The organism is Cupriavidus sp. HMR-1, from assembly GCF_000319775.1.
In the GTDB taxonomy this organism is placed as follows: domain Bacteria; phylum Pseudomonadota; class Gammaproteobacteria; order Burkholderiales; family Burkholderiaceae; genus Cupriavidus; species Cupriavidus metallidurans.
The window spans coordinates 1-25,604 of record NZ_ANKP01000253.1 but is presented as its reverse complement, the minus strand read 5'-3'; the positions used below and the strand labels follow the sequence as shown (position 1 = coordinate 25,604).

At 65.3% G+C, this 25,604-nt stretch carries 23 protein-coding genes and 1 pseudogene; 13 read left to right on the top strand and 11 right to left on the bottom strand.

Features of this window, described 5'->3' with window-relative positions; translation table 11 throughout:
- The first annotated feature begins 49 nt into the window (after nt 1-49).
- Nucleotides 50-367 carry a hypothetical protein gene (locus tag D769_RS27890; RefSeq protein WP_008651726.1) on the top strand — a complete coding sequence of 106 codons (318 nt, stop codon included), beginning with the start codon at nt 50-52 and terminating at the stop codon, nt 365-367.
- A 154-nt stretch (nt 368-521) separates the two neighbouring features.
- Here D769_RS27890 and D769_RS27885 read toward each other — a convergent pair whose 3' ends face one another.
- From D769_RS27885 to D769_RS27875, 3 genes are all read right to left on the bottom strand, one after another.
- A complete protein-coding gene (locus tag D769_RS27885; protein ID WP_008651725.1) occupies nt 522-1,511 on the bottom strand; it encodes an SRPBCC family protein in 990 nt (329 codons plus the stop codon).
- Nucleotides 1,495-1,860 (bottom strand): metalloregulator ArsR/SmtB family transcription factor, encoded by a 366-nt coding sequence (locus D769_RS27880; RefSeq protein ID WP_008651724.1) that lies wholly within the window; start codon nt 1,858-1,860, stop codon nt 1,495-1,497. Before D769_RS27880 ends, D769_RS27885 begins: the two co-directional genes overlap by 17 nt.
- 180 nt (nt 1,861-2,040) lie before the next feature.
- The gene (locus tag D769_RS27875) at nt 2,041-2,592 is read right to left on the bottom strand and encodes a MarR family transcriptional regulator (protein ID WP_008651723.1); all 552 of its coding nucleotides are present in this window, start codon (nt 2,590-2,592) and stop codon (nt 2,041-2,043) included.
- A 105-nt stretch (nt 2,593-2,697) separates the two neighbouring features.
- On the opposite strand from D769_RS27875, the gene D769_RS27870 reads away from it, so the two are divergent.
- The 9 genes from D769_RS27870 to D769_RS27830 all read left to right on the top strand — a co-directional run bounded on the left by D769_RS27870 (nt 2,698) and on the right by D769_RS27830 (nt 12,823).
- A complete protein-coding gene (locus tag D769_RS27870) occupies nt 2,698-3,729 on the top strand; it encodes a Bug family tripartite tricarboxylate transporter substrate binding protein (RefSeq protein WP_008651722.1) in 1,032 nt (343 codons plus the stop codon).
- A 45-nt stretch (nt 3,730-3,774) separates the two neighbouring features.
- Nucleotides 3,775-5,331 carry a sulfatase-like hydrolase/transferase gene (locus D769_RS27865; protein WP_008651721.1) on the top strand — a complete coding sequence of 519 codons (1,557 nt, stop codon included), beginning with the start codon at nt 3,775-3,777 and terminating at the stop codon, nt 5,329-5,331.
- 159 nt (nt 5,332-5,490) lie between these two features.
- A complete protein-coding gene (locus D769_RS27860) occupies nt 5,491-6,156 on the top strand; it encodes a CDP-alcohol phosphatidyltransferase family protein (RefSeq protein WP_008651720.1) in 666 nt (221 codons plus the stop codon).
- Between the two features lie 11 nt (nt 6,157-6,167).
- Nucleotides 6,168-6,971 carry a 2OG-Fe(II) oxygenase gene (locus D769_RS27855; RefSeq protein WP_008651719.1) on the top strand — a complete coding sequence of 268 codons (804 nt, stop codon included), beginning with the start codon at nt 6,168-6,170 and terminating at the stop codon, nt 6,969-6,971.
- Nucleotides 6,972-6,976: 5 nt separating this feature from the next.
- Nucleotides 6,977-7,975, top strand: a complete 999-nt coding sequence (locus D769_RS27850) for a flippase-like domain-containing protein (protein ID WP_008651718.1) — start codon at nt 6,977-6,979, stop codon at nt 7,973-7,975.
- 151 nt (nt 7,976-8,126) lie between these two features.
- A complete protein-coding gene (locus D769_RS27845) occupies nt 8,127-8,882 on the top strand; it encodes a phosphocholine cytidylyltransferase family protein (RefSeq protein WP_008651716.1) in 756 nt (251 codons plus the stop codon).
- On the top strand, nt 8,879-10,573 hold the full coding sequence (gene aepX / locus D769_RS27840) for a phosphoenolpyruvate mutase (RefSeq protein WP_008651714.1): 1,695 nt from the start codon (nt 8,879-8,881) through the stop codon (nt 10,571-10,573). Before D769_RS27845 ends, aepX begins: the two co-directional genes overlap by 4 nt.
- Nucleotides 10,570-11,769: a phosphonopyruvate decarboxylase gene (gene aepY, locus D769_RS27835; protein WP_008651713.1), complete on the top strand. Its 1,200-nt coding sequence runs from the start codon at nt 10,570-10,572 to the stop codon at nt 11,767-11,769. The genes aepX and aepY overlap by 4 nt, the downstream gene beginning before the upstream one ends.
- The gene (locus tag D769_RS27830; protein WP_008651712.1) at nt 11,756-12,823 is read left to right on the top strand and encodes a 2-aminoethylphosphonate aminotransferase; all 1,068 of its coding nucleotides are present in this window, start codon (nt 11,756-11,758) and stop codon (nt 12,821-12,823) included. Before aepY ends, D769_RS27830 begins: the two co-directional genes overlap by 14 nt.
- Before the next feature lie 70 nt (nt 12,824-12,893).
- Here D769_RS27830 and D769_RS27825 read toward each other — a convergent pair whose 3' ends face one another.
- The 6 genes and pseudogenes from D769_RS27825 to D769_RS27800 form a co-directional block, all read right to left on the bottom strand.
- Nucleotides 12,894-14,492, bottom strand: coding sequence for a phospholipase D family protein (locus D769_RS27825; RefSeq protein ID WP_035882714.1), 1,599 nt, complete (start codon nt 14,490-14,492; stop codon nt 12,894-12,896).
- 70 nt (nt 14,493-14,562) lie between these two features.
- Nucleotides 14,563-15,705, bottom strand: coding sequence for an aromatic ring-hydroxylating dioxygenase subunit alpha (locus D769_RS27820; RefSeq protein ID WP_008651707.1), 1,143 nt, complete (start codon nt 15,703-15,705; stop codon nt 14,563-14,565).
- Nucleotides 15,706-15,856: 151 nt separating this feature from the next.
- Nucleotides 15,857-17,077 carry a CoA transferase gene (locus D769_RS27815; RefSeq protein WP_008651705.1) on the bottom strand — a complete coding sequence of 407 codons (1,221 nt, stop codon included), beginning with the start codon at nt 17,075-17,077 and terminating at the stop codon, nt 15,857-15,859.
- Nucleotides 17,078-17,103: 26 nt separating this feature from the next.
- The gene (locus D769_RS27810; protein ID WP_008651703.1) at nt 17,104-18,279 is read right to left on the bottom strand and encodes an acyl-CoA dehydrogenase family protein; all 1,176 of its coding nucleotides are present in this window, start codon (nt 18,277-18,279) and stop codon (nt 17,104-17,106) included.
- On the bottom strand, nt 18,276-19,265 hold the full coding sequence (locus D769_RS27805; RefSeq protein ID WP_008651702.1) for a tripartite tricarboxylate transporter substrate binding protein: 990 nt from the start codon (nt 19,263-19,265) through the stop codon (nt 18,276-18,278). The genes D769_RS27810 and D769_RS27805 overlap by 4 nt, the downstream gene beginning before the upstream one ends.
- 49 nt (nt 19,266-19,314) lie before the next feature.
- A pseudogene (locus D769_RS27800) lies at nt 19,315-19,833 on the bottom strand (acyl-CoA dehydrogenase family protein); the annotation flags it as partial.
- 88 nt (nt 19,834-19,921) lie between these two features.
- Between D769_RS27800 and D769_RS27795 the strand changes: the two are divergent.
- Nucleotides 19,922-20,962, top strand: a complete 1,041-nt coding sequence (locus D769_RS27795) for a TonB-dependent receptor (RefSeq protein WP_241227914.1) — start codon at nt 19,922-19,924, stop codon at nt 20,960-20,962.
- A 91-nt stretch (nt 20,963-21,053) separates the two neighbouring features.
- Nucleotides 21,054-22,256 (top strand): formate-dependent phosphoribosylglycinamide formyltransferase, encoded by a 1,203-nt coding sequence (purT, locus tag D769_RS27790; RefSeq protein WP_008651697.1) that lies wholly within the window; start codon nt 21,054-21,056, stop codon nt 22,254-22,256.
- A gap of 76 nt (nt 22,257-22,332) precedes the next feature.
- Here the strand turns inward: purT and D769_RS27785 are convergent, their stop codons facing one another.
- Together D769_RS27785 and D769_RS27780 are read right to left on the bottom strand one after the other, a co-directional pair.
- On the bottom strand, nt 22,333-23,676 hold the full coding sequence (locus D769_RS27785; protein ID WP_008651695.1) for a mechanosensitive ion channel family protein: 1,344 nt from the start codon (nt 23,674-23,676) through the stop codon (nt 22,333-22,335).
- Between the two features lie 130 nt (nt 23,677-23,806).
- Nucleotides 23,807-24,994, bottom strand: a complete 1,188-nt coding sequence (locus D769_RS27780; RefSeq protein ID WP_035882727.1) for an HD-GYP domain-containing protein — start codon at nt 24,992-24,994, stop codon at nt 23,807-23,809.
- 308 nt (nt 24,995-25,302) lie between these two features.
- Between D769_RS27780 and D769_RS27775 the strand changes: the two genes are divergently transcribed.
- A partial coding sequence (locus D769_RS27775; protein ID WP_008651692.1) for a DnaJ domain-containing protein occupies nt 25,303-25,604 on the top strand: 302 nt, incomplete at its 3' end.

Genomic DNA, 25,604 nt, shown 5'->3' with positions numbered 1-25,604 from the left:
CTGCCCGACGCGTCGTCCACCTTCAGTTGAAGTTCACCAGCACAAGAAAATGTTGAAAGCCCTGATTGCCACGACCATCACAACGACTCTTCTCGGCGCCAGCGCGCTGGCCGTGGCACAACCCCCGCAAGGCCTGCAAGACCGAGGCGTACCCGCCGACCGTTATGGCTATGAAATGCACATCGGCAAGCGTGACCCGTACACCGATGGCGCCCACGGCATCCGTCAGCGCGACCCGTACACCGACGGCGCGCACGGCATCCGTGAACGCGACCCCTATACCGATGGCGCCCATGGCTCGGCCGGCATGAATCTGGCCGGACTGGACCGCACCGGCGTATCCGCCCCGCCGGCGCACAGCGCCTGAAGTTGAAGCAGCAAGAAGTAGAAGCAGAGCAGTAGAAGAAGCAGAAGCACGCAGTAGCAGTAGCAGTACGTAGTAGCAGTACGTAGTTCTTGTGGTCAGTCTTTTCCGGCGTCGCGCCTCCTCGTTCGACGCCGGAACCTCTCCTCTCGAAGCCTCAGCGCTTCGTCATCGCCTTCAGCCATTCCCCGATCGCATCAAGCAGCAGTCCCGAGCCATGCTCGCGCGACCCAGCATCGTCATAGCCGTCGAGAAACGCGCCCTGCTCGGTCATGACGAGCCGGGTACCCTGCCCCGCCCGCTTCAGTTCGAAGGTGGCCAGCGAGACCGAGATCTTGCGTTCACCCATGTGCATCTCGTAGCTGTAGACCAGCCGCTCGTTGGGGATCACGTCGAAGTACACCGCGTCGAACGTGGAAACCAGGCCATTGTCCCAGCGTCCCTGCAGATGCTCGCGGCCTCCGGGGCGCACGTCCATCGTCCGCCTGACCTCGGTATAGCCCGGGCCACCGTTGAACCACTGGGCCTTGGCGACGGGATCACTCAGCGCGCGGAATACCAGCTCGGGACTTGCGTCGTAGGTGCGCTCGATCGTGAAAACGCCATGCGCCACCGACCGTGCCGGCGTGGCGGCCGTGATCTGCGCCACTTCCTTTTCCAGCCGGTCCAGCGTCTGCGCCCAGCCTTCCTCCGCGCCGCGTGTGAAATTGCCGGCTGACGGGTCCAGCGCCGTGTAGCGCTGGGTCACCGACATCTCCGTGCCTCCGCACACGGTCTCGAACGTGACCGAGGTATTGGCGTTGAACAGCGGCACGCCCGCTTCGGTTACCACGGTCATGTCCAGCACCAGACGCGAATGGGGAATGATCTCGACGTAGTGGCCGCGAATCCAGTGCGAATAATTGCCATCGAGCGAGCGCATCCAGAGATCGAACTTGCCGCCCGGCCGGAATTCGACTTCACACTCGGGAATCGTGAAGCCCTGCGGACAGAACCAGTGCTTCAGGTGTTCGGCGGCGCTCCACGCCTGGAAGACGAGGTCGCGCGGCGCGTTGAACGCCCGCGAGACGGTCAGCGATTCGCGATCCGCCACGGCAGATGCCTGGGTCTTCGCAGTCGCCTTGGATGTTTCAGTTGCCGTTGCCATCGGATGCTGCCTCCTTTTTCATGGTTTCGAGGTACTCGCCCAACCGGTCGAAATGCCCTTCCCATTCAGCGCGACGCGCGTTGATCCACTGCTCTGCCTCACTGAGCGCTTTCGGCGCCATGGTGCAGGTGCGTACCCGCCCGACCTTCGCAGTCCGGACCAGACCGGCCTGCTCCAGCACGGACAGGTGCTGCATCACCGCCGGCAGCGACATCGCCAGGGGCCGTGCCAGTTCCGTCACCGAAAGCGGTCCACGCGCAAGCTGCGCGAGCATGGTCCGCCGCGTGGTATCGGCCAGGGCCTGGAATGTGGCGTCCAGGGCGACTTGGGAATCGGGATAGTTAAGCATGGGCTTTAGTATAGTGAGCCGCGATAGTTAAGCAAGGACTTTAGTGATTGCGCGGCAAAAAAGGCGGGACGCCGTATCCCGCCTTGATGACTGACCAACTGAACACGTCCGGCCCCATTTATCCGGGCCGTTTGTCCGGCCCATTTGTCCGGCCCAGTTGATTACCGTCTTGCCCTGGCCTTAGCGCTTCCGCCACACGCTCAGCGGATCTTCGAACGCCGGCGCATCGGCGGCATCGGACCTGTCCGCCAGGGGTTTTGCCGCCAGCAGCATCGTCATGGCCTTCGCATGGAGTTTGTCCAGGCAGTGCGAGAACATCTCTGCTTCATCCTCGTTCAGGCAGCCCGCCAATTCCCGATTGAAATCGCGCGCCCGCGCGAAGGCCGCCGCGTACACCGACTCACCCGCTTCGGTCAGCGTGAAGGCTGCCGCGCGCCGGTCGCCCTCGCGCGAATCCCGGCGCACCAATCCCTTGTCAATCAGGCCATGCACCGCGCGGCTGGCCAGCACCTTGTCGAGCCCCGCGCTGGCTGCCAGTTCGGTCAGCCGGGTGCCAGGCTGTTCACCGAGGAATGCCAGCATCCGCCACTCGCGCCGACTGACGCCCGCCCCGGCCCGCAGATGCAAGCCGCTCGCGGCCATCGCCACGCGGCTCAGGTGATAGAGACGGTAATTGATGAAGTCGACCAGCCGGCCCGGCGCCTGCAAGGTGCCCGAAGTTTCCTGCGCCATGAATTGTCGAGAGTTCCGAGATAGTTGATTTTGTTAACTAATACCCTCGATGCTAGCTTTCGGGGCATACCGAGAACAATCACCACTTCCCCTGAGGAGACACAAGTGAGCCTGTCCCAGCCCCTGCATCTGCCGGCCCTGCTGCGCCGCCTGTGCGCGACGATCGGCGCCGCCACCGTCGTGACTGCCGTGACTGCCGTTTGCACCCTGACCGTGCCCGCCGCCCAGGCCCAAACCGACAAACCGATCCGCATCCTGGTGGGATACCCGGCGGGCGGTACGGCCGATCTGGCGGCACGGCTGGTCGGCGACAAGCTGCGCGAGGAGCTAAAGCAGACCGTGGTCATCGAGAACAAGCCCGGCGCGGGTGGCCGGCTGGTCATGGACTATGCGAAATCGCAGGCCGGCGACGGCAACACCATCGTACTGGCCAACTCGGCGGTGATGACCATCGCGCCGCTCGTCTACCGCAAGCTCAACTACGACATCGCGCGCGATTTCACGCCGGTGGCGCAGGTGGCCAATTTCCAGCTTGCGCTGGCAACCGGACCGGGCACGCCGGCCAAGTCCCTCAAGGACTATGTGGCCTGGCTCAAGACCAGTTCGGCCGATTCGACCCATGCGGCCTACGCTTCGCCCGCGCTTGGCAGCATTCCGCACTTCTTCGGGCTGATGATCGGCAAGCAGGTCGGCGTGTCGATGCTGCACGTGCCGTTCAACGGTTCCGCGCCGCTGATGACCGCGTTGATCGGCGGTCAGGTGCCGGCATCGGTGGATACGCTGGCCGATCTGACCGAAATGCATCGCGCCGGCAAGATCCACGTACTGGCGACCTCGGGCACGCGCCGTTCGGCCGCCCTGCCTGACGTGCCGACGTTTACCGAGCTCGGCTACAAGGACATCGAAGGCGTGGGCCGCTACGGCTTCATCGCTCCGGCGGGCACCTCGCGCGCCACGATCGACCGGCTCAACGCCGCCGTCGCGCACGCCATTGCGTCGCCCGACCTGCAGCAGAAATTCCTCAAGCTCGGGCTCGAACCGCAGAGCGGTAGCGTCGACGCCTTCGCTGCCGTGCTGGCCGGCGACGCCAGTCGCTGGGGTCCGGTGGTCAAGGCATCGGGCTACGTCGGCGACTGAAGACGACCGGCGACGGCGAACCCAATCCGTATCAGAGCAACAAACATGTCAGTCCGTAACGTCCTGTTCATCATGTGCGACCAGCTACGCCGCGACCACCTCGGCTGCTACGGTCATCCCACGCTGCGCACACGCAATATCGACGCACTGGCCGCGCGCGGCGTGCGTTTCGACAACGCCTTTGTCACGTCTGGTGTCTGCGGCCCCAGCCGCATGAGCTTCTATACCGGGCGCTACGTCAGCAGCCACGGGGCCACCTGGAACCGCGTGCCGCTCTCGATCGGCGAAATCACACTGGGCGAGTACCTGAAGGATGGCGGCCTGGCGCTGGCCCTGGCGGGAAAGACCCACGTGATGCCAGACAGCGCCAACATGAAGCGCCTGCATCTGGACGGCGGCGCGGAGCTGGAGACGCTGCTGCGCAGCGGGCACTTCGTCGAAGTGGACCGGCACGACGGCCACCACGCGGAACCACGCAGCCCCTACGCGGACTGGCTGCGCGCGCAAGGCTACGACAGCGCCGATCCGTGGACCGACTACGTCATCAGCGCCCAGAAGCCGGATGGCGAGGTGGTATCGGGCTGGCACATGCGCAACGCCGGGTTGCCCGCCCGCGTGGCCGAGCCCCACTCCGAAACGGCCTATACCGTCGATCGCGCGATGGACTACATCGGCGCGCGGGGCGATGACCCCTGGGTGCTGCACCTGTCGCTGGTCAAGCCGCATTGGCCGTACATCGCCCCGGCCCCTTACCACGCCGCCTACTCGCTCGACGACTGCCTCCCGCTCAACCGGGACGATGTCGAACTCGAGCATCCTCATCCGGTGCTCGACGCGTACCGGACCCAGGAGGAATGCGCCAACTTCATGCGCAAGGAGGTGTCGGATACGGTTCGGCCGGCCTACCAGGGCCTGATCCAGCAGATCGACGACCGCCTTGGCCAACTCTGGGAACTGCTCGAACGCACTGGCCGCTGGCAGGACACGCTGATCGTCTTCACCGCCGATCATGGGGATTTCCTCGGCGATCACTGGTTGGGAGAGAAGGAGCAGTTCTACGACACCGTGCAGAACGTCCCGCTGATCGTCTACGACCCGTCAGCCCAGGCCGATGCCACCCGGGGCACGGCCGACGCTCGCATGGTGTCCGCCGTGGACGTGGTGCCGACCGTGCTCGACGGCCTTGGCATGCCGGCCTTCGATCATCGCGTGGAAGGCCGATCGCTGCTGGACCTCACGCGCGCCCGCACCGATGTCTGGCGTGGCTTCGTGGTTTCCGAACTCGACTACGGCTATCGCGGCGCGCGCGTGGCGCTGGGCCGGCATCCCGGCGAGTGCCGCGGCTGGATGGTGCGCGATACGCGCTGGAAGTACGTCCACTGGCAGGGATTCCGCCCCCAATTGTTCGATCTGCTGAACGATCCGAACGAAATTCACGACCTCGGCGAGGACCCCGGGCACGAATCGGTCCGGGCGCAGATGCGCGGCAACCTGCTCGACTGGTTTTGCACGCTGAAGCCCCGCGTGACCGTCACCAACGAGGAAGTGGCGGCCAAGACCAACGTCTACAAACAGGCTGGCGTGTTCTTCGGCGTATGGTGAATCGGCCACACGGCGCAGGTCAGGAAATGACCCCGCGCCGTGCATCGGCTTGTAAATCGGCGTATTCTGGCAAACTTGTCATTCGCGCGTGGCAGGCGTAGTGTTGCGCATCCTCGCGCGCCAAATTGTGGCGCCCCCGCCCCATCTGATTGTTGACGGATGAACCAGAAGACCCATAAATTCCCGGATGAACCACCGCTGCCGTCCACCTGGGACGCGCGCCTTGCCCGCCATCTGGTGCGGCCGCTTAAAGACACCCGCGTTACCCCGAATCACCTGACCACGCTGCGGCTGATCATCGGCCTGGCTGGTATCGCCTGCATCGCCCAGGGCAGCTACGGCTGGACCAACTTCGGCGCGCTGCTGGTCGTGATCTCGAATTTTGTTGACCATACCGATGGCGAATTAGCCAGAATTAGTGGCAAATCGAGCAAGATCGGACACTTTTACGATCTGGCGAGCGATGCACTGATCACCGTGCTGCTGTTCGTCAGCTTCGGCATGGCAGTGGCCGCGCAGGGCGCGGGCGATGGGCTCGGTTCGGTCTGGCGCGGTACCGTGGCAGGCCTTGCGGTGGCGCTGATCTTCTTCCTGCGGATGCGTATAGAATCGCGGGTTGGCAAAAGTGGAACGAAGCAGGCATCGGCCGGCGGTTTCGAGACCGAGGATGTGCTGTACCTGCTGCCTCTGGTCACACTCGCGGACGGCATTGAACCGTTCCTGACCGCGGCCTCGATTGGCGCTCCACTGTTTGCCGTCCTTGTCATCATCGATTACTGGCGAGTCATGCGGCGCCCCCAGCCAGTCGCGACAACCACGGAATAACGAGCACGCCCATGAGTGAGCACGCCTCAAGCGACATCGCCCTCGCCCCGCCGCCAGCCAGACCGGCCACCAGCCAGCCCGACGCCGCCGTCGCGCGTGCGATCGAGCAACTCGACACCCCTGCCCTGCGCGCCGACTTCGAACGCCAGGGCGCGTTCCTGTACCTGGACAAGTTTCTCGCGCCGGACGAATGCGCCCAGCTCGTGGCGCTGACCCGCGCCATGCAGCCCGGCCTGAATCGCAACTACCTGCCCGGCCACAAGCAGGGCGGCAGCGTCAGCCGCCACACCATCGACGAGCAGGCGCCGTTCATCGCCGACCTGTATCGTTCGAAGGCCCTGATCGGCTGGCTCGAAAAGGTTACCGGCGACAAGCTCCAGGTCTGCCCCGACACCGATCCGCACGCCTACGCGCTCTATTACTACACGCGCCAGGGCGACCATATCGGCTGGCACTACGACACCTCCTATTACGACGGTCGCCGCTACACGCTGCTGATCGGCGTGCTGGACGATTCGTCGTGCCTGCTCGAGTACGAACTGCACACGCGCACGCCGGAGATTCCCGACGAGCCCGGCGCGGTGCAGATTCCGCCGGGCGGCATCGTGCTGTTCGACGGCGACAAGCTGCGCCACCGCGTCACGCCGGCCGGCCCGAATGAAACCCGCGTCTCGCTGACGTTTGAATACGTGACCGATCCCGGCATGCGCCCGTGGCTGCGCTTCATCTCGAACATGAAGGACGCCGTGGCGTACTTCGGCTTCCGGCAGGTCTTCCGGCGTCTGCTTGGCGGCGCGAACACCAGTGGAAAGTAATTCGCGTGAGTCGTGCAGCATTCCTCCTGTTCTCGATCGGCGCGGCACTGTTCGTCGGTCTGCTTGCCTGGCAAGGCTTTGACGCGGTCACGACCACGTTGATGTCCGCCGGGTGGGGCCTGGCCGTGGTCGCCGCGTTCCATCTGCTCCCGCTGTTGCTCGATGCCGGCGCCATCGCCGTGCTGCTGGACCGCAAGACCCGTCACGGCACGTTCTGCAGCGCGCTGCGCGCCCGCTGGACCGGCGAGTCGGTCAACAGCCTGCTGCCGGCGGGCCAGATTGGCGGGCCGGTACTGATGGTGCGCTACCTGTCCCAGCGCGGTGCGCGGATGCGCGACGCGGCCGCCGCCATCACCGTCAGCACCACCACCCAGGCGCTTTCCCAGATGGTCTTCGCGTTGCTCGGCATTCTGCTGTTCGGCGCGCAGGGCAACCTGTCGGACCAGCGCACCCCGATCATCGTCGTCACCGTCATCCTGGCCGCCTGCGTGCTGGTGTTCTGCGTGCTGCAGCGGCGCGGCATGTTCGGCCGCGTGCTGCGCATGGCGGCCAAGGTCTTCGGCAAGCAGAACTGGGATGGCCTGGCCCTTCGCGCCGATGCCGTGGACCATGCGATCCGCGAGATGTATCGCGACCGCCGCAAGGTAGCAGTCAGTTTCCTGCTGAACCTGGCGGGCTGGATCGTCGGTACCGGCGAGGTCTGGCTGATCCTGTACTTCCTGGGACACCCAGTGGGCTGGCATGAAGCCCTGCTGCTGGAAAGCGTGGGCCAGGCAATCCGGGGCGCGGCATTTGCCATCCCCGGCTCGCTCGGCGCACAGGAAGGTGGCTATCTGCTGCTGGCGCCGCTGGTGGGCCTGCCGCCCGATGCCGCGCTGGCGCTGTCCCTGGCCAAGCGCGTGCGCGAGCTGGTGCTTGGCATCCCGGGGTTGGTTTATCTGCATTTCAGCGAACGCAAGTTCCAGCGCCGCCGCGCCAGGGCGGCGCTCCAAGGCACCGACTAAGAAGCTGTTTCAAAATGAAGCGAAGCGGTTCTGGCTAGGCGGGGGGCAGCAGACAGTACAAGTCGTACGGCAGGGCCCCGCAACGACGCCAGAATTTTTTTGAAACGGCTTTTAAGCCCCCAGCAGTTTCTTTGCATGTGAGAACAAGTCAATGCGAGCAATCATTCTTGCCGCGGGCCTTGGCCTGCGACTTCAGCAACAGCCGGGCAAGCAATTCCCGAAGTGCCTGTTGCGTTTTGACGGCGTCACGCTGCTCGAGCGTCATCTGCGTATGCTCGACGCCGCCGGCGTGACCGAAGTCGTGCTCGCGCTCGGCTTCGAGCCGGAACAGGTGCAGGCCGAACTGGCCCGCCTGAACCGCTCGGCCGAAGTCGTGATCAATCCCCGCTACGACCTGGGCAGCGTGCTGACCGTGCACACCGTGGCGGATGCCATGACGCGCGGTGGCGACGTGCTGCTGATGGACGCCGACGTGCTCTATGACGAGCGCATCATGAGCAAGCTCGTGGCCGGCGAGACCGTCAACCGTCTGCTGATCGACCGCGATTTCGAGGCCGGCGACGAGCCCGTCAAGCTGTGTCTGAAGGATGGCGTGCCCGTGGAACTGCGCAAGCAGCTCATGGCCGATCTCTCGTATGACACGATCGGCGAATCGGTCGGCTTTTTCCGTTTCAAGCAGGACTGCGCCCAACGTCTGGCCGAGATCGTCAAGGGCTACGTCGATGGCGGCCGCGCCAACATGCCGCACGAAGAAGCGGTGCGCGACCTGCTGCTGGAACGCTCCCACACATTCGATACCGCCGACGTCACCGGCGCGCCCTGGATCGAGATCGATTTCCCGGGCGATGTGGCCCGTGCCGCCGAAGAAGTCCTGCCCCAACTGCAGCCCGTAGGAATCGCCCAATGAACGCCCACGACCCGAACCTCCTCGCCACTTCGCGCAGCGCCCGCCTGCGCCAGATGCTGCGCTCGAACGAACTCGAATTCATCATGGAAGCCCATAACGGCCTGTCCGCGCGCATCGTGCGCGAGGCCGGCTTCAAGGGCATCTGGGCCTCGGGCCTGGCCATCTCCGCCCAGTTCGGCGTGCGCGACAACAACGAGGCAAGCTGGACCCAGGTGGTCGACAACCTCGAATTCATGGCCGATGCCAGCGACCTGCCGATCCTGCTGGATGGCGACACCGGCTACGGCAACTTCAACAACGTGCGCCGACTGGTGCGCAAGCTCGAGCAGCGCGGCATCGCCGGGGTCTGCATCGAAGACAAGATCTTCCCGAAGACCAACAGCTTCATCGGCGGCGAGCAGCAGCCGCTGGCCGATATCGACGAGTTCTGCGGCAAGATCAAGGCCGGCAAGGATTCGCAGGCCGACGACGACTTCTCGATCGTCGCGCGTGTCGAAGCGCTGATCGCCGGCTGGGGCATGGAAGAAGCCCTGCGCCGCGCCGAGGCGTACCGTCAGGCCGGCGCCGACGCCATCCTGATCCACAGCAAGCTGTCGAAGGCCGACGAGATCGTGACCTTCGCGCGCGAGTGGGCCGGGCGCGCGCCGCTGGTGATCGTGCCCACCAAGTACTACAGCACGCCGACCGATGTGTTCCGCAAGGCCGGCATCAGCCTCGTGATCTGGGCCAACCACCTGATCCGCGTGGCAGCATCGTCGATGCAGGCCGTGGCCCGCGAAATCCACGACAACCAGACGCTGGTCAATGTGGAAGACCGCATCGCCACCGTCAACGAGATCTTCCGCCTGCAGGATGCCGACGAATACTCGGCCGCCGAGAAGATCTACCTGACCGGTGGCCAGGCGCCCAGCTCCGCCGTGGTGCTTGCGGCCGGACGCGGCAAGGGCCTGGAGGCCCTGACCGAAGACAAGCCCAAGATCATGCTGCCGGTAGCCGGCAAGCCGCTGCTGCGCTGGCTGGTCGACGGCTTCAAGAACCAGGGCATCAACGACATCACCGTGGTGGGCGGCTACAAGGCCGAGGCGATCGACGCGGCCGGCATCAAGCTGGTGCGCAACGAGCGCCATGCCGCCACCGGCGAGCTCGCTTCGCTGGCGTGCGCCGCCGATTCGCTCGAGACCGACACCGTTGTCGCCTATGGCGACCTGATGTTCCGCAGCTACATCCTGCGCGACCTGCTGGAAACCGATGCGCCATTCAGCGTGGTGGTCGACTCGTCGGAGTCCGCCCCGTCGAACCAGAGCGTGCGCGATTTCGCATGGTGCTCAACCGCCGACGACCGCGACCTGTTCGGCCAGAAGGTACTGCTGCGCAAGATCTCCGACACGCCGGCCGCTACCGACGGACAGCCGCATGGCCGCTGGATCGGTCTGCTCAACGTGCGGGGCGAAGGCCGCGCGCGCCTGCAGAAGCTGCTGGCCGAGCTGCGCCAACGGCCCGACTTCGACTCGCTCGACATGCCCGATCTGATCAACGCGCTGGTCGAAGCCGGCGAGAAGGTCGAGGTGCGTTACGTACACGGCCACTGGCGCGGCGTGAACGACCTGGAGGACTTCCGCCGGGCCGGAGACTTCGCGCACACGCAGACGCCGTACGCGCTGGGCAACAACGACGGAGAGACTGCCCGATGATCGAGGCCGTCCAGTTCGTGGAAGCCGCGCGCGAGCGCGGTTTCGAGTGGTACGCGGGCGTACCGTGCTCGTACCTGACGCCGTTCATCAATTATGTGGTGCAGGACCCTTCCCTGCATTACGTGTCGGCCGCCAATGAAGGCGATGCCGTGGCCTTTATCGCTGGCGTGACGCAGGGCGCGCGCAATGGCGTGCGCGGCATCACGATGATGCAGAACTCGGGCCTCGGCAACGCCGTGAGCCCGCTCACATCGCTGACGTGGACGTTCCGCCTGCCGCAGTTGCTGATCGTCACGTGGCGCGGGCAACCCGGCGGCGCGTCGGACGAGCCCCAGCACGCGCTGATGGGCCCGGTCACGCCTGCCATGCTCGACACGATGGAGATCCCGTGGGAGCTGTTCCCGACCGAGCCCGATGCCGTCGGCCCGGCGCTGGACCGCGCCATCGCCCATATGGATGCCACCGGCCGTCCGTACGCGCTGATCATGCAGAAGGGCAGCGTGGCGCCCTACCCGCTCAAGGCGCAGACGCCACCCGTGGCGCGCGCGAAGGCAACGCCGCAAGTGTCGCGTTCCGGCGCGACGCCGCTGCCAAGCCGCCAGGAGGCGCTGCAACGCGTGATCGCCCACACGCCGGTGGATTCCACCGTTGTGCTCGCCTCCACCGGCTTCTGCGGTCGTGAACTGTACGCGCTAGACGATCGTCCCAACCAGCTTTACATGGTTGGCTCGATGGGCTGCCTGACGCCGTTCGCGCTGGGGCTGGCCATGGCGCGTCCGGACCTGAAGGTCGTGGCCGTCGACGGCGACGGCGCGGCGCTGATGCGCATGGGCGTATTCGCCACGCTTGGCGCGTATGGCCCGGCCAATCTGACGCACGTGCTGCTGGATAACAACGCACACGATTCGACCGGCGGCCAGGCCACGGTGTCGCACAACGTCTCGTTCGCAGGCGTTGCCGCAGCGTGCGGCTATGCCTCGGCGATCGAGGGCGACAATCTCGACTTGCTCGACCGCGTGCTGGCCAGCGCCGCCACGGCGACATCGGGCCCGAATTTCGTCTGCCTGCAGACCCGCGCCGGCACGCCTGACGGGCTGCCGCGTCCGTCGGTGACGCCGGTGGAAGTCAAGACGCGCCTTGGCCGCCAGATCGGCGCCGACCAGGGCCATGCCGGAGAGAAGCATGCTGCTGCTTAACCCGGGCCCCGTCACGCTTTCGGAACGCGTGCGCCGGAGCCTGCTGCAAACCGACCTGTGCCATCGCGAAAGCGAGTTTTTCGACCTGCAGGACGAAGCGCGCGATCGGCTGCTCGACATCTACGGGCTCGACCCAGCGGCATGGACGGCGGTACTGATGACCGGCTCCGGCACGGCTGCGCTGGAAAGCATGATCGCGGCGATGGTGCCTGCCAACGGTAAGCTGCTGATCGTGCAGAACGGCGTGTACGGCGAGCGCATCGCGCAGATCGCCGCGCAGTACCAGATCGCGCATGCGCTGGTGAAGCACGAATGGATGGATGCGCCCGACCTGGGCCGCATCGACGCGGCGCTGGCCGAAGACCCCGCCATCACCCACGTGGCCGTGATCCATCACGAAACCACTACGGGTCGCCTGAATGACCTGTCGGCGATCGACCGCCTGTGCCAGGCACGTGGCGTGCGTCTGCTGGTGGACACGGTGAGCAGCTTCGGCGCGGAAGCGATCGACTTCAGCGGCAATATCGACGCGGTATGCTCCACGGCGAACAAGTGCCTGCACGGCGTGCCGGGCGCGGCCTTTGTGATTGCGCGCCGCGCCGCGCTGACCCATGCGGCAACCCGTACGTACTACCTGGATCTCGTTCGCCTGGCAAAGCTGCAGGACCAGCGCAACACGCCGTTCACGCCGTCCGTCCATGCGTACTACGCGCTGGTGGAAGCGCTGCGCGAGCATCAGGAAGAAGGCGGCTGGAAAGGTCGTCACCAGCGCTATGCGGCGCTGGCCGAACAGGCGCGCGCCGGTCTGGCCGCGCTGGGCATCGAGGCACTCTGGCCCGCCGAGCAGTCGTCGGTGGTGCTGCGCGCCTACCGCTTGCCCAACGGCGTCACGTACGAGCAGCTTCACGACGGCCTGAAGGCCCGTGGATTCGTGATCTACGCCGGCCAGGGCGGCCTGTCTTGGCAACTGTTCCGCATCTCGACGATGGGCGCGATCACGGCAGCCGATATCGACAGGCTGATCGAGGGTTTCAAGGCGCTGGTGCAGCGCTGAGCCCGAGGCGGTTCTTCTCCCCCTTCTCACGCCATGCGGGAGGGGGGAGAACAACACGCAGAGTCATTCGCTACAGCTGCGATTCCACCGGCAGCATCCGCAACACGCCCTGCTTGAAATGGTCCCAGGCGTTCATGTCGGGCTCGCTGCGATACGTGCGCAGGACGCCGTCCTCCTGGGTCACCCACACCATCTGCTCCTTGCCGGTCGCGGGATCGGTCTCGAGCACGACCTGGTAGGCGACGTCGAGCAACGCGGCGTCGATCACTTTGCCAAACATCTCGCATAGCGGTGCGCTGTCGACCACGATACCCATCTCGGTATTGAGCCGTGCCGAACGCGGATCCAGGTTCAGGGATCCGATAAACAGCTGGTGTCGATCCACCATGTAGGTCTTGGCGTGCAGGCTGGCGCGGCTGCTACCGCCCGGGCCGCTGCGGTGGGACTTTCTTTCCTTGGCCAGTTCGGCGTAGGCCGATGGCTTCAGTTCGTACAGGATCACCCCAGCCCTCAGCAAGGCCTCGCGCTTCGGCGCATAGCCTGCGTGCACCGCCGTCACGTCCGTCGCGCCATACGAATTGGTCAGGATACGCACCTGGACACCCCGCTTCTGCATCCCGGTCAGCCAGTCCATGGCATCGTCGGGCGGCACGAAGTATGGGGATATCAGCGTCAGGTCATGCTTGGCGCTGTCGAGAATCTTGCCTAGCTGCGGGATGGCGTGCGTGGAATCGTCGTCGGGCGGCAACTGGATCTTGGCCGCCTTGTCGGCGATAACCGTCGCTCGGCCCCAGAACGACGGTAGCGTGCCCTGGTGAATCGCGTGCACGACCCCGGATTCCAGCACGGACTTGCCATATGGCGTCGCACTCACGGCGATGGCGCGATCGTCGACGGCGTTGCGCAGCTTCTCCTGCTGGTCGGCGGCTTCCTTGCCCGTGAGCGGCTTTTCCAGGGTCGAGATCGGGTAAGCGGCTTCGTTGTTCCAGTAATCGTCGAACACGGCCGACACCTCTGGCACTACCGGCCCGGCAGCCAGAAGATCCAGGTCGCTGAAATCGGTCTGGGCCGCGCCGTAGTACTCGTCGCCGACGTTGCGCCCGCCGACGATGGTGAGCTGGTTGTCGGCAGTCATCGACTTGTTGTGCATCCGCCGGTTGATCCGGCTGAAAGCGGTGACGTACTCGAGCAGGCGCACATTCCGGCTGGCGAACGGATTGAACACCCGCACCTCGATGTTCGGATGCGCGTCGATCACCTGCAGCATCTTGTCCTGCCCGGCCAGATGGATGTCATCGAGCAGCAGCCGCACCCGCACGCCACGATCTGCCGCGGCCATGATGGCGGCCAGCAGCGTCAGGCCGGTATCGTCCGTTTCGTAGATGTAGTACTGGATATCGAGCGAGCGCTGTGCCACGCGAGCCAGTGCGATACGCATGGCAAACGCATCCGTGCCTGCGGCCAGCGGATAGAACACGGACTCGCCCGGATGGGCGGCCAGTTGTGGCGCCAGTTCTCTGGCTATCGCCGTATCGCTGGTATCGCGCAGCGCCACTTCGGGCTGCAGCTCCGGCCGCTGCGGCAAGCCCGCGCAGGCGGTCAGGAACGCCGCGATCATGACGACCAGGAAACGACCAAACAGACCCGCCAATCGACGCGTGTCTCCCATTCGCCCCTCTCACCCGTAAAAGTTGTGAATATGTCGCGCCGCGTTACGCGTACCTTGCCTGTCGACCGCCTCAAGCCTGGGTCTCCAGCCGCTGGATCGGAATAACCGTGCGGCCGCCGCACTCGCGCAGCAGGTCGCGCAGATCGCGGATGACCGGGAATACCTCGTGATTCCAGTCCTCACCCTGGCGGTCATGGGCTTCCTGCTCGCGCTCGACGATCCAGCGGTCTTCCTTGAAGATCCGCTCGGTGAACCAGACCAGTAGCGGCCAGGCCAGGTCCAGCGCGAAAGGAATGCCGGGGCGGCGGATCGACAGCATCCCGAACGTGCGGTTGGTGCGTTGCGCCGCGTCCAGCGGCACATAGGCGATCCAGAGATCCATCACGAGCGTCCCGCTGCCTGAGCGGATTTTCAGCGTCTGGTACGGGTAGCCGGTGCGGACGGTCATCACGTCCTTGTTGCCTTCGCCGCCTTCCTTGCTGAAGACGAGCGCCTCGCCCATTGGCTGCTTGCCGCCTTCGCGCGAGAAGGTGTAGTCCACCTCCACGAAGTCGGCGCCACGGCGGCGGCCTAGCGACCGCGCGCGCATCATGCCCATCTGCCGCCGATGCAGGAACTGATGGTTCATGTCCATCAGGTTCTCGTGCATGAAGGAATAGTGACACTTGACCTCGCGGCCGAAGCGTCGTGTCTTGTAGTGCTTGTCCGCCACCGAGGCGAATTCCGGCAGCGGCTGTTGTCCGGCCAGCGCCGGATTGCCCGGGAAGACAAAAATCAGGCCCGCGCGCTCTTCGCACGGATAGGCACGCACGCCGTTCGGCAGGCGCTCCTTGCCCAGGTAAGGCACGTCGATGCAGCGCCCCGAACAATCGTATGTCCAGCCGTGATAGCAGCAACGGATCGACTCGCCATCCACCACACCCGCGTGGAGCGGCACCTGCCGATGAGCACAGCGATCCTCCAGCGCGAAAATCTTTCCGGTTGCGGTGCGCACGAGCACGATCGGGTCGCCAGCGAACTGGACGCCATGCGCCTGGCCGGCCTTGACCTCGCGGGACCAGGCCAGTGGATACCAGTGATCGGGGTGAATCGGCACGCGGCGAAGGTCCCGTGTGGCGGCCTCCGTCCGGGTTTCCGCTGGCGCGGCGGCCGGCGCGCCTGAAGGCGCGGGATCGGCGGTACGGTGGTCAAGCGCGGACTCTGCTGCGTACATGCGTGGCATCTCCTTGCGTCCTGGAACCCGAGCCACCGGGATTCGGGTATCGGACTCGCCGAGTCTACCTGATTGCGACACCACCAGTCTGTCGGCATTTCTCTGACCAGCCGCCCAGGTGCCGCAACGCAACAACCATGCCGCCGCCCGCCTAGATCACCCCGCCCTCGCGCAGCCCGGTCAGGTCGGCGGCCGTCAGTCCCAGCGCGCCGTAGACTTCCGCATTGTGCTCGCCGACCCCCGGCCCGCTCCTGGCCGGCGGTGGGGTATGTCCGGCGAACCTCGGCACCACGCAGGGTGCCGGGATCGACCCCAGGTCCGGATCCGGCAGCCTGACGATGGCCTGCCGTTCTTGAAAGTGCGGATCGTCGACGATATCGGCGATCGAGAAAATCTTGCTGAACGGAATTTCGTGCGCCTCGAGGGTGCTTGCCACATCCGCATAGGCATGGCTGCCGAACCACCCGGCGACGACTTCATCGAGCGCGTCCAGATGGCGCACCCGCGACGGGTTGGTGGCGAAACGCGGGTCGTCGGCCATGCCCGGCCGCCCGATCGCCAGACACAGGCGCCGGAAGATCGGACCCGACGATGCCACCAGCGATACCCACTGGCCATCGGCAGTGGCATACATGTTCGACGGCGCGGTATACGTGGCGCGATTGCCCGCGCGCTGGCGGACCTGCCCAAGCTGCTCGTACTCGACCGCCAGCGGCTCCAGCAACCGGAACAGCGCCTCGGTGGCGGCCAGGTCGATTTCCTGGCCCGGCATGGCCTCGTTGCCAGGCCGGCGACGTTCGGCGATGGCGCTGGCAATCGCGAACGCGCCGAACAGGCCCGCCACCATGTCGCCCATCGGGTAGTTCATATGCAACGGCGCCCCGCCCGTCTCGCCGGTCAGGTTCGTGAAACCGCTCATCGCCTCGAAAATGCGCGCAAACCCGGCGCGCTGCGCGTACGGGCCGGTCTGTCCGAAGCCGGTCAGGCGCAGCACCACTAAACGCGGATTGGCCCGCCGCAGCGTGTCGATATCGAGCCCCCAGCGATCAAGCGTACCGGTCCGGAAGTTCTCCACAAGCACGTCGAAGTCCGGCAGCATCCGCAGGAACAATTCGCGCCCGGCCGGCTTGCGCACGTCCAGCGTGATGCCCCGCTTGCCGCGATTGGTGACCTTCCAGTACAGCGCCAGATCACCCTTGACCGGAGCCAGCCCGCGCAGCGGGTCGCTGCCGTCGGGCAGTTCGAGCTTGACGACGTCGGCGCCCATATCCGCGCACAGCGTGCTGGAGAACGGCGCGGCGATGACCGTGGCCATGTCGAGGATGCGTACCCCGGCCAGCGGGCCACCGGGTTGATCTGCTTCGGGATTCATGCGATTGCTTGCGGTTGACTGCGGATTCACGGGCGCAGCCCGTGCTGGAAGATGCGACGTGCCAGCGTGGCACGATGCAGTTCGGACGCGCCGTCGTAGATCCGGAACGGGCGTAGTTCGCGCTGGATCATCGAAACCGGGGTGTCATCGGAAATACCGAGCGCGCCCATGATCTGCACCGCGCGGTCAGCCACGCGCCAGACCGCTTCGGACACGAAGATCTTGGTCATCGCGGAGTCGTGCTTGACCGATTCCCCGGCGTCCATCTTGCGGGCGCAATCGCGTACCATCAGCCGGCAGGCGTGCAGGTCGATATGCGAATCGGCCACCATCGCCTGCACCTGCTGCAGATCGGCCAGCCGTTGCCCGAATGACTCGCGCTGCGCGGCGTACTGCTGGGCGATCTCCATCGCACGCGACGCGCGGCCGATGAAACGCATGCAGTGCGACAGCCGGGCTGGCTCCAGCCGCGCCTGGGCATAGGCAAAGCCCTGTCCGACCTGGCCAAGCACCGCGTCGTCATCGACCACGCATTGCTCGAATACGATCTCGCCGTGGCCGCCCACCTGATAGCCGTCCATCCCCGCGATGTTCCGCACGAGGCGGTAGCCGGGGTTGTCGGTATCGACGATGAACATCGTGGCGCCGGTACCGGCCGCCTCATCGGTGCGCGCCAGCACAATCGCGAACGCCGCATCCACGGCCCCGCTGATGAACCACTTATGACCGTTGATGACCCATTTGCCGTCCTGACGCGTGGCGGTGGTACGCAGCATCGACGGATCGGAGCCCGCGCCGGGCGCCGGTTCGGTCATGGCGAAGCACGAGCGGATCTGCCCCTGCACCAGCGGCTGCAGGTATTGCGCCTGCTGCGCGGCGTTGCCGTGGCGCATCAGGTTGATCATGTTCGGCTGGTCGGGCGGCGCGCAGTTCAGCGCCGGAGCACCAAGGAAGCTGCGGCCGGCTTCCTCCAGGATCTCGGCACGCGCCTGCCAGTCAAGCCCGAGCCCGCCGTGCCCGGGCGGCAGATGAGGGGCGTAGATGCCCGCCTCCCGGGCCAGACCCTGCAGCCGCCGGACCACGACGTCAAGGCGCTGCACGTCGTGCGCCAGTGCAGGGTCTTCGCTCGGGATCGCGTGCTGTTCGACGAATTGCCGCACCTTGCCGCGCAGTTCTGCAATATTGGTTCCCATGGCCATCATTCCAGCGTGGTGCCAGTGGACTTGACCAGCGCGGCCCACCACGCCGCATCGGCACGAATCTGTTGTCCGAACTGCTCGGGCGTATCGCCCACCGGCTCCGCGCCCAGTTCCACCAGCTTCTTGCGCAGTTCGGGCCGCGCCAGGATCTTCACCATCGCCTGGTTGAGCTTGTCGACGACCGGACGCGGGGTATGCGCAGGCACCATCAGGCCCTTCCACGCCGTCACCACATAGCCCTTGAGCCCGGCTTCCTGTGCCGTCGGCAAGCCCGGCGCCGCCGTAGCGCGCTTCTCGCTGGTCACGGCCAGCGCGCGCAGCTTGCCCGACTGAACGTGCGGCCAGAGCGCCGGCATGTTGTCGATCAGCAGTGTGATATGGCCGGCGATCAGGTCTGCCACGGCCGGGCCGCTACCCTTGTATGGCACGTGCTGGAGCTTGATGCCCGCGGTCTGGTTCAGCAGTTCCCCGGCCAGTTGCGCGGGGCTGCCGTTGCCCGGCGATCCGAACGAAAGCTGGTTCGGGTGCGATTTGGCGTAGGCAATGAACTCCTGCACATTCTTGACCGGCAGCGACGCATTGATCGCCATCACGTTGTGCTCGCGCTCGATCATCGTTACCGGCGCCAGATCGCGCACCGGATCGTAGGACATCTTCGGGTAGAGGCTCGGATTGATGACGGTCGGCCCAGCGGCGGCCAGCAGCAGCGTGTAGCCGTCCGGCGCCGCCTTGGCGACGATGTCCCCGCCGATATTGCCACCCGCGCCCGGCCGGTTGTCGACGATTACCGTCTGGCCCAGTTCGTCGCGCAGCGGTTCGGAAATCAGCCGGGCGACGATATCAGTGGACCCGCCCGGCGCGAACGGCACCACCAGCCTGATGACCTTGTTCGGATAAGGGGCCTCGGCGTGCGCAGGGGCCATGCCGACAAGCAGGCCGAAAGACATGCCGAACGACATGCCGGCCGCCGCGATCAGGGGCTTGATCATGATTCTCTCCGTGGATCTGGGTCTGGGGTCTGGGTTCTGGATAGCCCGCTCAGCGCTGGCCGCCGGCCTGGGCAAAGGTCCGCTTGGCGATGTTGAGCTGGTGAATCTGGCTGGTGCCTTCGTACAGGCGGAACAGGCGCACATCGCGATAGAAGCGCTCGATGCCGTAATCGGCGATATAGCCGTAGCCACCAAACAACTGCACGCAGCGGTCGGCCACGCGGCCGCACATCTCGGACGCAAAGTACTTGCAGATCGACGCCTGCATCGTCACGTCCTCACCCAGATCTCGCTTGCGTGCCGTTTCCAGAATCAGCGCCCGCGCCGCGTGGATATCGGTCTGGCAATCGGCGATCATGGCCTGCACCAGCTGGAAATCGGCCAGCACCTGCCCGAACTGCTTGCGTTCGGTAACGAAGCGCACCGCGTCGTCGAGCATCCGGATCGCGGGCCCGGTGCACAGCGCCGCCAGATGGATACGCTGCTTGTTGAGCACCTTCATCGCGGTGCGGAAGCCCTTGCCTTCCTCACCGCCGATCAGGTTGGCCGCCGGCACGCGGCAGTTGTCGAGCCTGAGCCTGATCGATGGCAGCGGCAACTACACCGACCTGCGCTACGACGGCGCCGAGGGACACCAGTTCAACCAGTGGACGACCATGGTCGAAGGCCGGTTTCGTACCGGCCCGTTCTCGCACCAGTTCGTCGGCGGCGTGACGTGGCAAAACCAGATCAACCGCTACAGCAGCAACCCGGTGTCACTGAGTCTGGACCCAGGCAACCTGTCGCAGCCGTACACCGGCGTTTACTACAGCCAGATTGCGTTCAACAAGTACCGTGCCAGCGACATCACGCAAAAGGCGCTGTTCATGAGCGATACGATCCAGTTGACCGAGCGCTGGTCGGTGCTGGGCGGGCTGCGCTTCACCAACTACGAGCAGAACAGCTACGGGACCGACGGCACGCGCACCACCCACTATGACAAGTCCGGCCTGCTGACGCCGACCGTCGCGCTGATGTTCAAGCCGATGCCGAGCACCACGCTGTACGCCAGCTACGTGGAAGCGTTCGACGGCGGCACCACGGTCGGCACGACGTTCGCGAACGCGGGCGCGCAACTGAATCCGGTCAAGAGCAAGCAATACGAAATCGGCGCGAAGACGGATCAGGGCATCTGGACCGGCACGGCGGCGCTGTTCCGCATCGAGCGCGGTGCCGAGTACACCAACTCGCAGAACGTGCTGGTGCAGGATGGCCTGTCGATCTACCAGGGCGCGGAGCTGGCTGGCGCCGCGCGCATCGGCTCCCAATGGGAAGTGGGCGGCAGCGCCATGTATCTGGACAGCTACTACGACAAGGGCCAGACCTACAACGGCAACCGCGTGGCGGGCGCGCCCAGCTTCATCCTGACCGGCCGGCTGGCGTATCGCATTCCGTACGTGCCGGGCCTGAAGGTGGGCATCGACGGCAAGTACACGGGCACGACCAAGCTGCGCCCAGCAGGCGACCTCACGCTGGGTGGTTACACGATCTTCAACCTTGGCGCGACCTACAGCACGCGCGTGGCGGGCAAGGAACTGACGCTGCGGGCAGCGCTGACCAACCTGACCAACAAGCGCTACTGGGGCTTCCAGTACGCGGAGTACATCCAGCCGGGTGATCCGCGCGCGATCAGCCTCAGCGCGAAGATCTCGTACTGAGGGGCATACGCGACGTCAGGGAACCGGGATGTCGCGCCGGGCATCGCCCGCGTATACAATCCCGGTTTTTCTGACCTGATCGAGCCGCCCCATGACCACCCTTGGAACGCCCCTCTCCCCGTCCGCCACCAAAGTCATGCTGCTAGGCTCAGGCGAGCTGGGCAAGGAAGTGCTGATCGCGCTGCAGCGCCTGGGCGTGGAGACGATCGCCGTCGACCGCTACGAGAACGCGCCGGGCCAGCAGGTGGCCCACCATGCGCGCACGATCACGATGAGCGACGGCGAACAGCTCAAGGCACTGATCGAAGCCGAGCGGCCGAATCTGGTGGTGCCTGAGATCGAAGCCATCGCCACGCCAATGCTCGAAGCCCTGGAAGCGGCCGGCGTGGTTCGCGTGATCCCCACGGCTCGCGCCGCCCGCCTGACGATGGACCGCGAAGGCATCCGCCGCCTGGCCGCCGAGACTCTGGGCCTGCCCACCAGCCCGTACAAGTTCTGCGATTCGCTCGAGGAACTGCAAGCCGCGATTGACGGCGGCATCGGCTACCCGTGCGTGGTCAAGCCCGTGATGAGCAGCTCCGGCAAGGGCCAGAGCAAGATCGATGGTCCCGCGGACGTCAAGGCCGCGTGGGACTACGCCATGGCCGGCGGCCGTGTCAGCCATGGCCGCGTGATCGTGGAAGGCTTTATCGACTTCGACTACGAGATCACGCTGCTGACCGTGCGCGCCGTGGGTGCCAGCGGCGAAGTGGAAACGCATTTCTGCGAGCCGATCGGCCACGTGCAGGTCGCCGGTGACTACGTGGAAAGCTGGCAACCGCACCCGATGCACCCGAAGGCACTGGAAACTTCGCAGCATATCGCGCGCGCCGTGACCGCCGATCTGGGCGGCCAGGGCCTGTTCGGCGTGGAACTGTTCGTCAAGGGCGAGCAGGTCTGGTTCAGCGAAGTCAGCCCGCGTCCGCACGACACCGGCATGGTGACGATGATCACACAGTGGCAGAACGAGTTCGAACTCCACGCCCGCGCCATCCTCGGCCTGCCCGTCAGCACCGCGCTGCGCGCGCCCGGCGCGAGCGCCGTGATCTACGGCGGCGTTGAAGCCGAAGGCATTGTTTTCGATGGCGTGGACGAGGCGCTGCGCGTGCCGCAGACGGAACTGCGCCTGTTCGGCAAGCCGGAGTCGTTCACGAAGCGCCGCATGGGCGTGGCGCTGGCCTACGCCGAAGACGTGGATACGGCACGCGAGCGCGCCAAGGAAGCGGCGGGCAAGGTCAAGCCGCGGAAGGCGTAAGCACTGCGCCTGGTTGACTCCTCTCTCCCGGCGGCGGGGGAAGGGAAAAGGGAGAAGGGACAGGGGGAAATCCCCCCTACGCCACCCTGTCGGCCCGATCCGTCGGGGCCGATGGCGGCTGGCGCATCCCCGAGTCCGCGGCGGCCACGGCCAGTGCGGCGTGCTGGTCGGCCATCGTCACACCGCTGCGCAGCCCGCTCAGGTCCGCGCCTGACGGCGCCTGATACACCCGCAAACCCAGCTCCGGCAGAATCGCGAACAGGTGGTCGAAGATATCGCCCTGGATACGTTCGTAGTCCGTCCAGTTCGTAAGCGTGGTGAAGCAGTAAACCTCGATCGGAATGCCCTGCGAGTCGGCTTCCATCATCCGCAGGTTCAGCAGCAGATCGTGATGAATTTCCGGATGCGCGCGCAGGAAGGCGATGCCATAGGCGCGGAACGTGCCCAGGTTGGTCAGCCGACGGCGATTGACCGGGTCTGTGTCGGCGCGCAGGATTTCGCGGTTGGCCCGATCGACCTCCTCCTGCTTGACCTCCAGATAGTCATGCAGCAGCTTGAACCGCATCAGCGCCCTGACCTCCTCCTCGTCCAGGAACCGCACGCTGGTGGCATCGATCCGGAGCGTCCGCTTGATGCGGCGCGCGCCAGACTCGAACATGTGCCGGTAGTTGCGGTAGCTCTCTGAGAACAGCTTGTAGGTCGGCACCGTGGTCACGGTGTTGTCCCAATTCTTGACCTTGACCGTATGCAGCGCCACGTCCATGACAAAGCCATCGGCATTGGACTGGGGCATTTCGATCCAGTCGCCGATGCGCAGCATATCGTTCGAGGTGAGCTGCGTGCTGGCCACCAGCGACAGCAGCGTGTCCTTGAACACGAGCAGCAGCACCGCAGACAGCGCGCCGATGCCGGACAGCATCCAGAGCGGCGAGCGGTCGATCAGGATCGACAGCACCAGCACACCGCAGACCAGCCACAGCGCGAGCTGGGCCACCTGGATGTAGCCCTTGATCGAATGCGTCTGCGCGCTGCGGCTGCTGGAAAACACGGTCTGCCACGCATCGAGCACGCCAGACAGCATCAGGAACACGCTGATCCAGGTGCCAGCATGAGCCAGCCGCTCGATGGCCTCCGAGAACTTGCCCAGGTTCGGCACCTGGCTGATGCCGACCGTGACCACGGCCAGGAACACCGCGTAGCCCAGCCGGCGATAGGTCCGGTGGCGCAGCAGCGCCCCGGCCCAGTCGCCGTGCCCGGAAAGACTCAATACGCGATAGACCACCCGGCCGACCACGCGCGCCACGAGCCATTGCGCGATGCCGGCCAGCAGGACCAGCGCCAGGACGTACAAGGTGATCTGAGCCCACGGGTGGGCCGGGATGCGTTGCTCGAACAGTTCAAGCAGGGCGTCGAAAGTCATGTGTGGTGAAGCGGTACGGGCTGATAAATACGGGCGGACAAGCGCCAAGTCTACTATTTCTGCCCACCCCGCCGACATTTGGCGTTCGACGTCCGCCGCGTCCGCCGCGTTCAGCGCACGCGTTTTCTGTCTATTTCACGTGTGGCGCGTACATCGCCATCAGTTGCTCGTCCGTGAAGCCCCACTGCCGGGCATCCTCGAAGGCAATGACGGAATCCTCGCTCTGCGTCAGGTCGAGAACCTCCTGCGGCAACGGCGCCGACTGTGACACCGAGTAGAACGTCATCACGCGCGGCCGAAGCGGTTCGTTCGCGTTCTGCCCGCAGACCACCGCCAGCCGTCCCGAGCGCAGCCGCAGCACGGTGCCCAGCGGGTAGATGCCGACCGTCCGTGTAAACGCCTTGAACACGCGGCGATCGAACAGCGTGTCGACGCGCACCGCGATGTATTCCATCGCGCGCGCCGGCGACCAGGCCAGGTGGTTGGGTCTCGGCGACGTCAGCGAGTCGTAGGTATCGCAGATTGCGGCGATCTTGGCGTGCACGCTGATCTCATTCTCGAACAGACCGAAGGGATAGCCCTTGCCATCCACCCGCTCATGGTGATGCACGCACACGTCGAGCGGGATGTTCGTATACAGCCGCGCTTCGTTCAGGATGCGGTACCCGGCCGACGGGTGCCGCCGCATCTGCTCGTACTCGGCCGGCGACAGATCCCCCGCCTTCATCAGCAGTGACTCGGGCAGCGTCAATTTGCCGATATCGTGGACCAGCCCGGCCAGGCCAAGCTCGCGCACCTCGCCGTCTGGCAGTTTCAGCGTGCGGCCCACGGCGATCATCAGCGCACAGACCGAGTACGAATGCAGGTACGTGTAGTCGTCCTTGGCCTTGAGTCGCGCCATGGCCAGCAGCGCCTGCGAATGGCGCGAAAGCGATGTCGAGGCCGAATCCACCAGCAGCAGCGCGCCGTTGGTCTCGAGCGCGTGCCCCATCCGCACGTCGTTGAAAATCGACCCGATCACCGCCCGACCCGACTTGATCAGCTCGCGGGCGTGTTCGAGCTCGTCCTCGAAATCCGATTCAGGCTGTGCATCCGCCTCCGAATCGGCAACTTCCGGCGCGCCCTGCATCGGCAGGTTTCGCCCCTTCAGGATGTCGATCCAGACGTCCTGCACATTGGCCGCCAGGATCTGCTCGATCTGTTCGTCGCTACTGACCAGAAAGCGCGAGCGCCAGAATGGATGGTTGATCCATGGCCCGCCCAGCCTGGACACAAACATGCCCACTTGAAGCTGTTCCGCCTTGATTCTTCTCAGCATGTCCTTGCCCCCCATGAACTGCGGCGGAGCAGATGCCCCGCCATCCCGGAACTTTGGGCTCTTGTCAGGCCCTCGTCATTTGCCGCCTATATCGGCGGATTGCGGCGGAACTTTAGCCCGACGATCGGAGGCCTCCATCTGGTGGGCACGTCAAAGAACAGCGACAATGCTGAGCAGATCATCGCGGACATGTCTGTATTTGTTGGCTAGCCCGCATACCCGCCCGCTAATTTGCGTGAATACTTGAGAATCGCGGCGCCCTGCCGTTATTTGTCGTCGAACACCGATATTGCGTCCTTCTTCGCCTGATGCATACCCATTACGACAACCTCAAGGTCTCCCGCGATGCGCCCGCCGAAGTCATTCGGGCCGCATATAAATCGCTTAGCCAAAAGTACCACCCGGACAGGCACGCCGATAGCGAACAGGCCAATCGCATCATGCGGCTGCTGAACGCCGCGTACGACGTGCTGAGCGACCCGGCCAAGCGCGCCGAGCACGACCAGTGGATCGCATCGCAGGAAAAGCTGGAGGCCGAACGCAGGCAGCGCCAGGCCCAACAGGCGGCAGCAGCCCGCGCCGCCGCGCAGGCCCCACGGCCACAGGGGCG

Excerpts from the sequence above, each read along its gene's own strand:
- D769_RS27890 (WP_008651726.1), top strand. The coding sequence starts at position 50 with ATGTTGAAAGCCCTGATTGCCACGACCATCACAACGACTCTTCTCGGC.
- D769_RS27885 (WP_008651725.1), bottom strand. The coding sequence starts at position 1,511 with ATGGCAACGGCAACTGAAACATCCAAGGCGACTGCGAAGACCCAGGCA.
- D769_RS27880 (WP_008651724.1), bottom strand. The coding sequence starts at position 1,860 with ATGCTTAACTATCCCGATTCCCAAGTCGCCCTGGACGCCACATTCCAG.
- D769_RS27875 (WP_008651723.1), bottom strand. The coding sequence starts at position 2,592 with ATGGCGCAGGAAACTTCGGGCACCTTGCAGGCGCCGGGCCGGCTGGTC.
- D769_RS27865 (WP_008651721.1), top strand. The coding sequence starts at position 3,775 with ATGTCAGTCCGTAACGTCCTGTTCATCATGTGCGACCAGCTACGCCGC.
- D769_RS27860 (WP_008651720.1), top strand. The coding sequence starts at position 5,491 with ATGAACCAGAAGACCCATAAATTCCCGGATGAACCACCGCTGCCGTCC.
- D769_RS27855 (WP_008651719.1), top strand. The coding sequence starts at position 6,168 with ATGAGTGAGCACGCCTCAAGCGACATCGCCCTCGCCCCGCCGCCAGCC.
- D769_RS27845 (WP_008651716.1), top strand. The coding sequence starts at position 8,127 with ATGCGAGCAATCATTCTTGCCGCGGGCCTTGGCCTGCGACTTCAGCAA.
- aepX (WP_008651714.1), top strand. The coding sequence starts at position 8,879 with ATGAACGCCCACGACCCGAACCTCCTCGCCACTTCGCGCAGCGCCCGC.
- aepY (WP_008651713.1), top strand. The coding sequence starts at position 10,570 with ATGATCGAGGCCGTCCAGTTCGTGGAAGCCGCGCGCGAGCGCGGTTTC.
- D769_RS27830 (WP_008651712.1), top strand. The coding sequence starts at position 11,756 with ATGCTGCTGCTTAACCCGGGCCCCGTCACGCTTTCGGAACGCGTGCGC.
- D769_RS27825 (WP_035882714.1), bottom strand. The coding sequence starts at position 14,492 with ATGGGAGACACGCGTCGATTGGCGGGTCTGTTTGGTCGTTTCCTGGTC.
- D769_RS27820 (WP_008651707.1), bottom strand. The coding sequence starts at position 15,705 with ATGTACGCAGCAGAGTCCGCGCTTGACCACCGTACCGCCGATCCCGCG.
- D769_RS27815 (WP_008651705.1), bottom strand. The coding sequence starts at position 17,077 with ATGAATCCCGAAGCAGATCAACCCGGTGGCCCGCTGGCCGGGGTACGC.
- D769_RS27810 (WP_008651703.1), bottom strand. The coding sequence starts at position 18,279 with ATGATGGCCATGGGAACCAATATTGCAGAACTGCGCGGCAAGGTGCGG.
- D769_RS27805 (WP_008651702.1), bottom strand. The coding sequence starts at position 19,265 with ATGATCAAGCCCCTGATCGCGGCGGCCGGCATGTCGTTCGGCATGTCT.
- D769_RS27795 (WP_241227914.1), top strand. The coding sequence starts at position 19,922 with ATGGTCGAAGGCCGGTTTCGTACCGGCCCGTTCTCGCACCAGTTCGTC.
- purT (WP_008651697.1), top strand. The coding sequence starts at position 21,054 with ATGACCACCCTTGGAACGCCCCTCTCCCCGTCCGCCACCAAAGTCATG.
- D769_RS27785 (WP_008651695.1), bottom strand. The coding sequence starts at position 23,676 with ATGACTTTCGACGCCCTGCTTGAACTGTTCGAGCAACGCATCCCGGCC.
- D769_RS27780 (WP_035882727.1), bottom strand. The coding sequence starts at position 24,994 with ATGCTGAGAAGAATCAAGGCGGAACAGCTTCAAGTGGGCATGTTTGTG.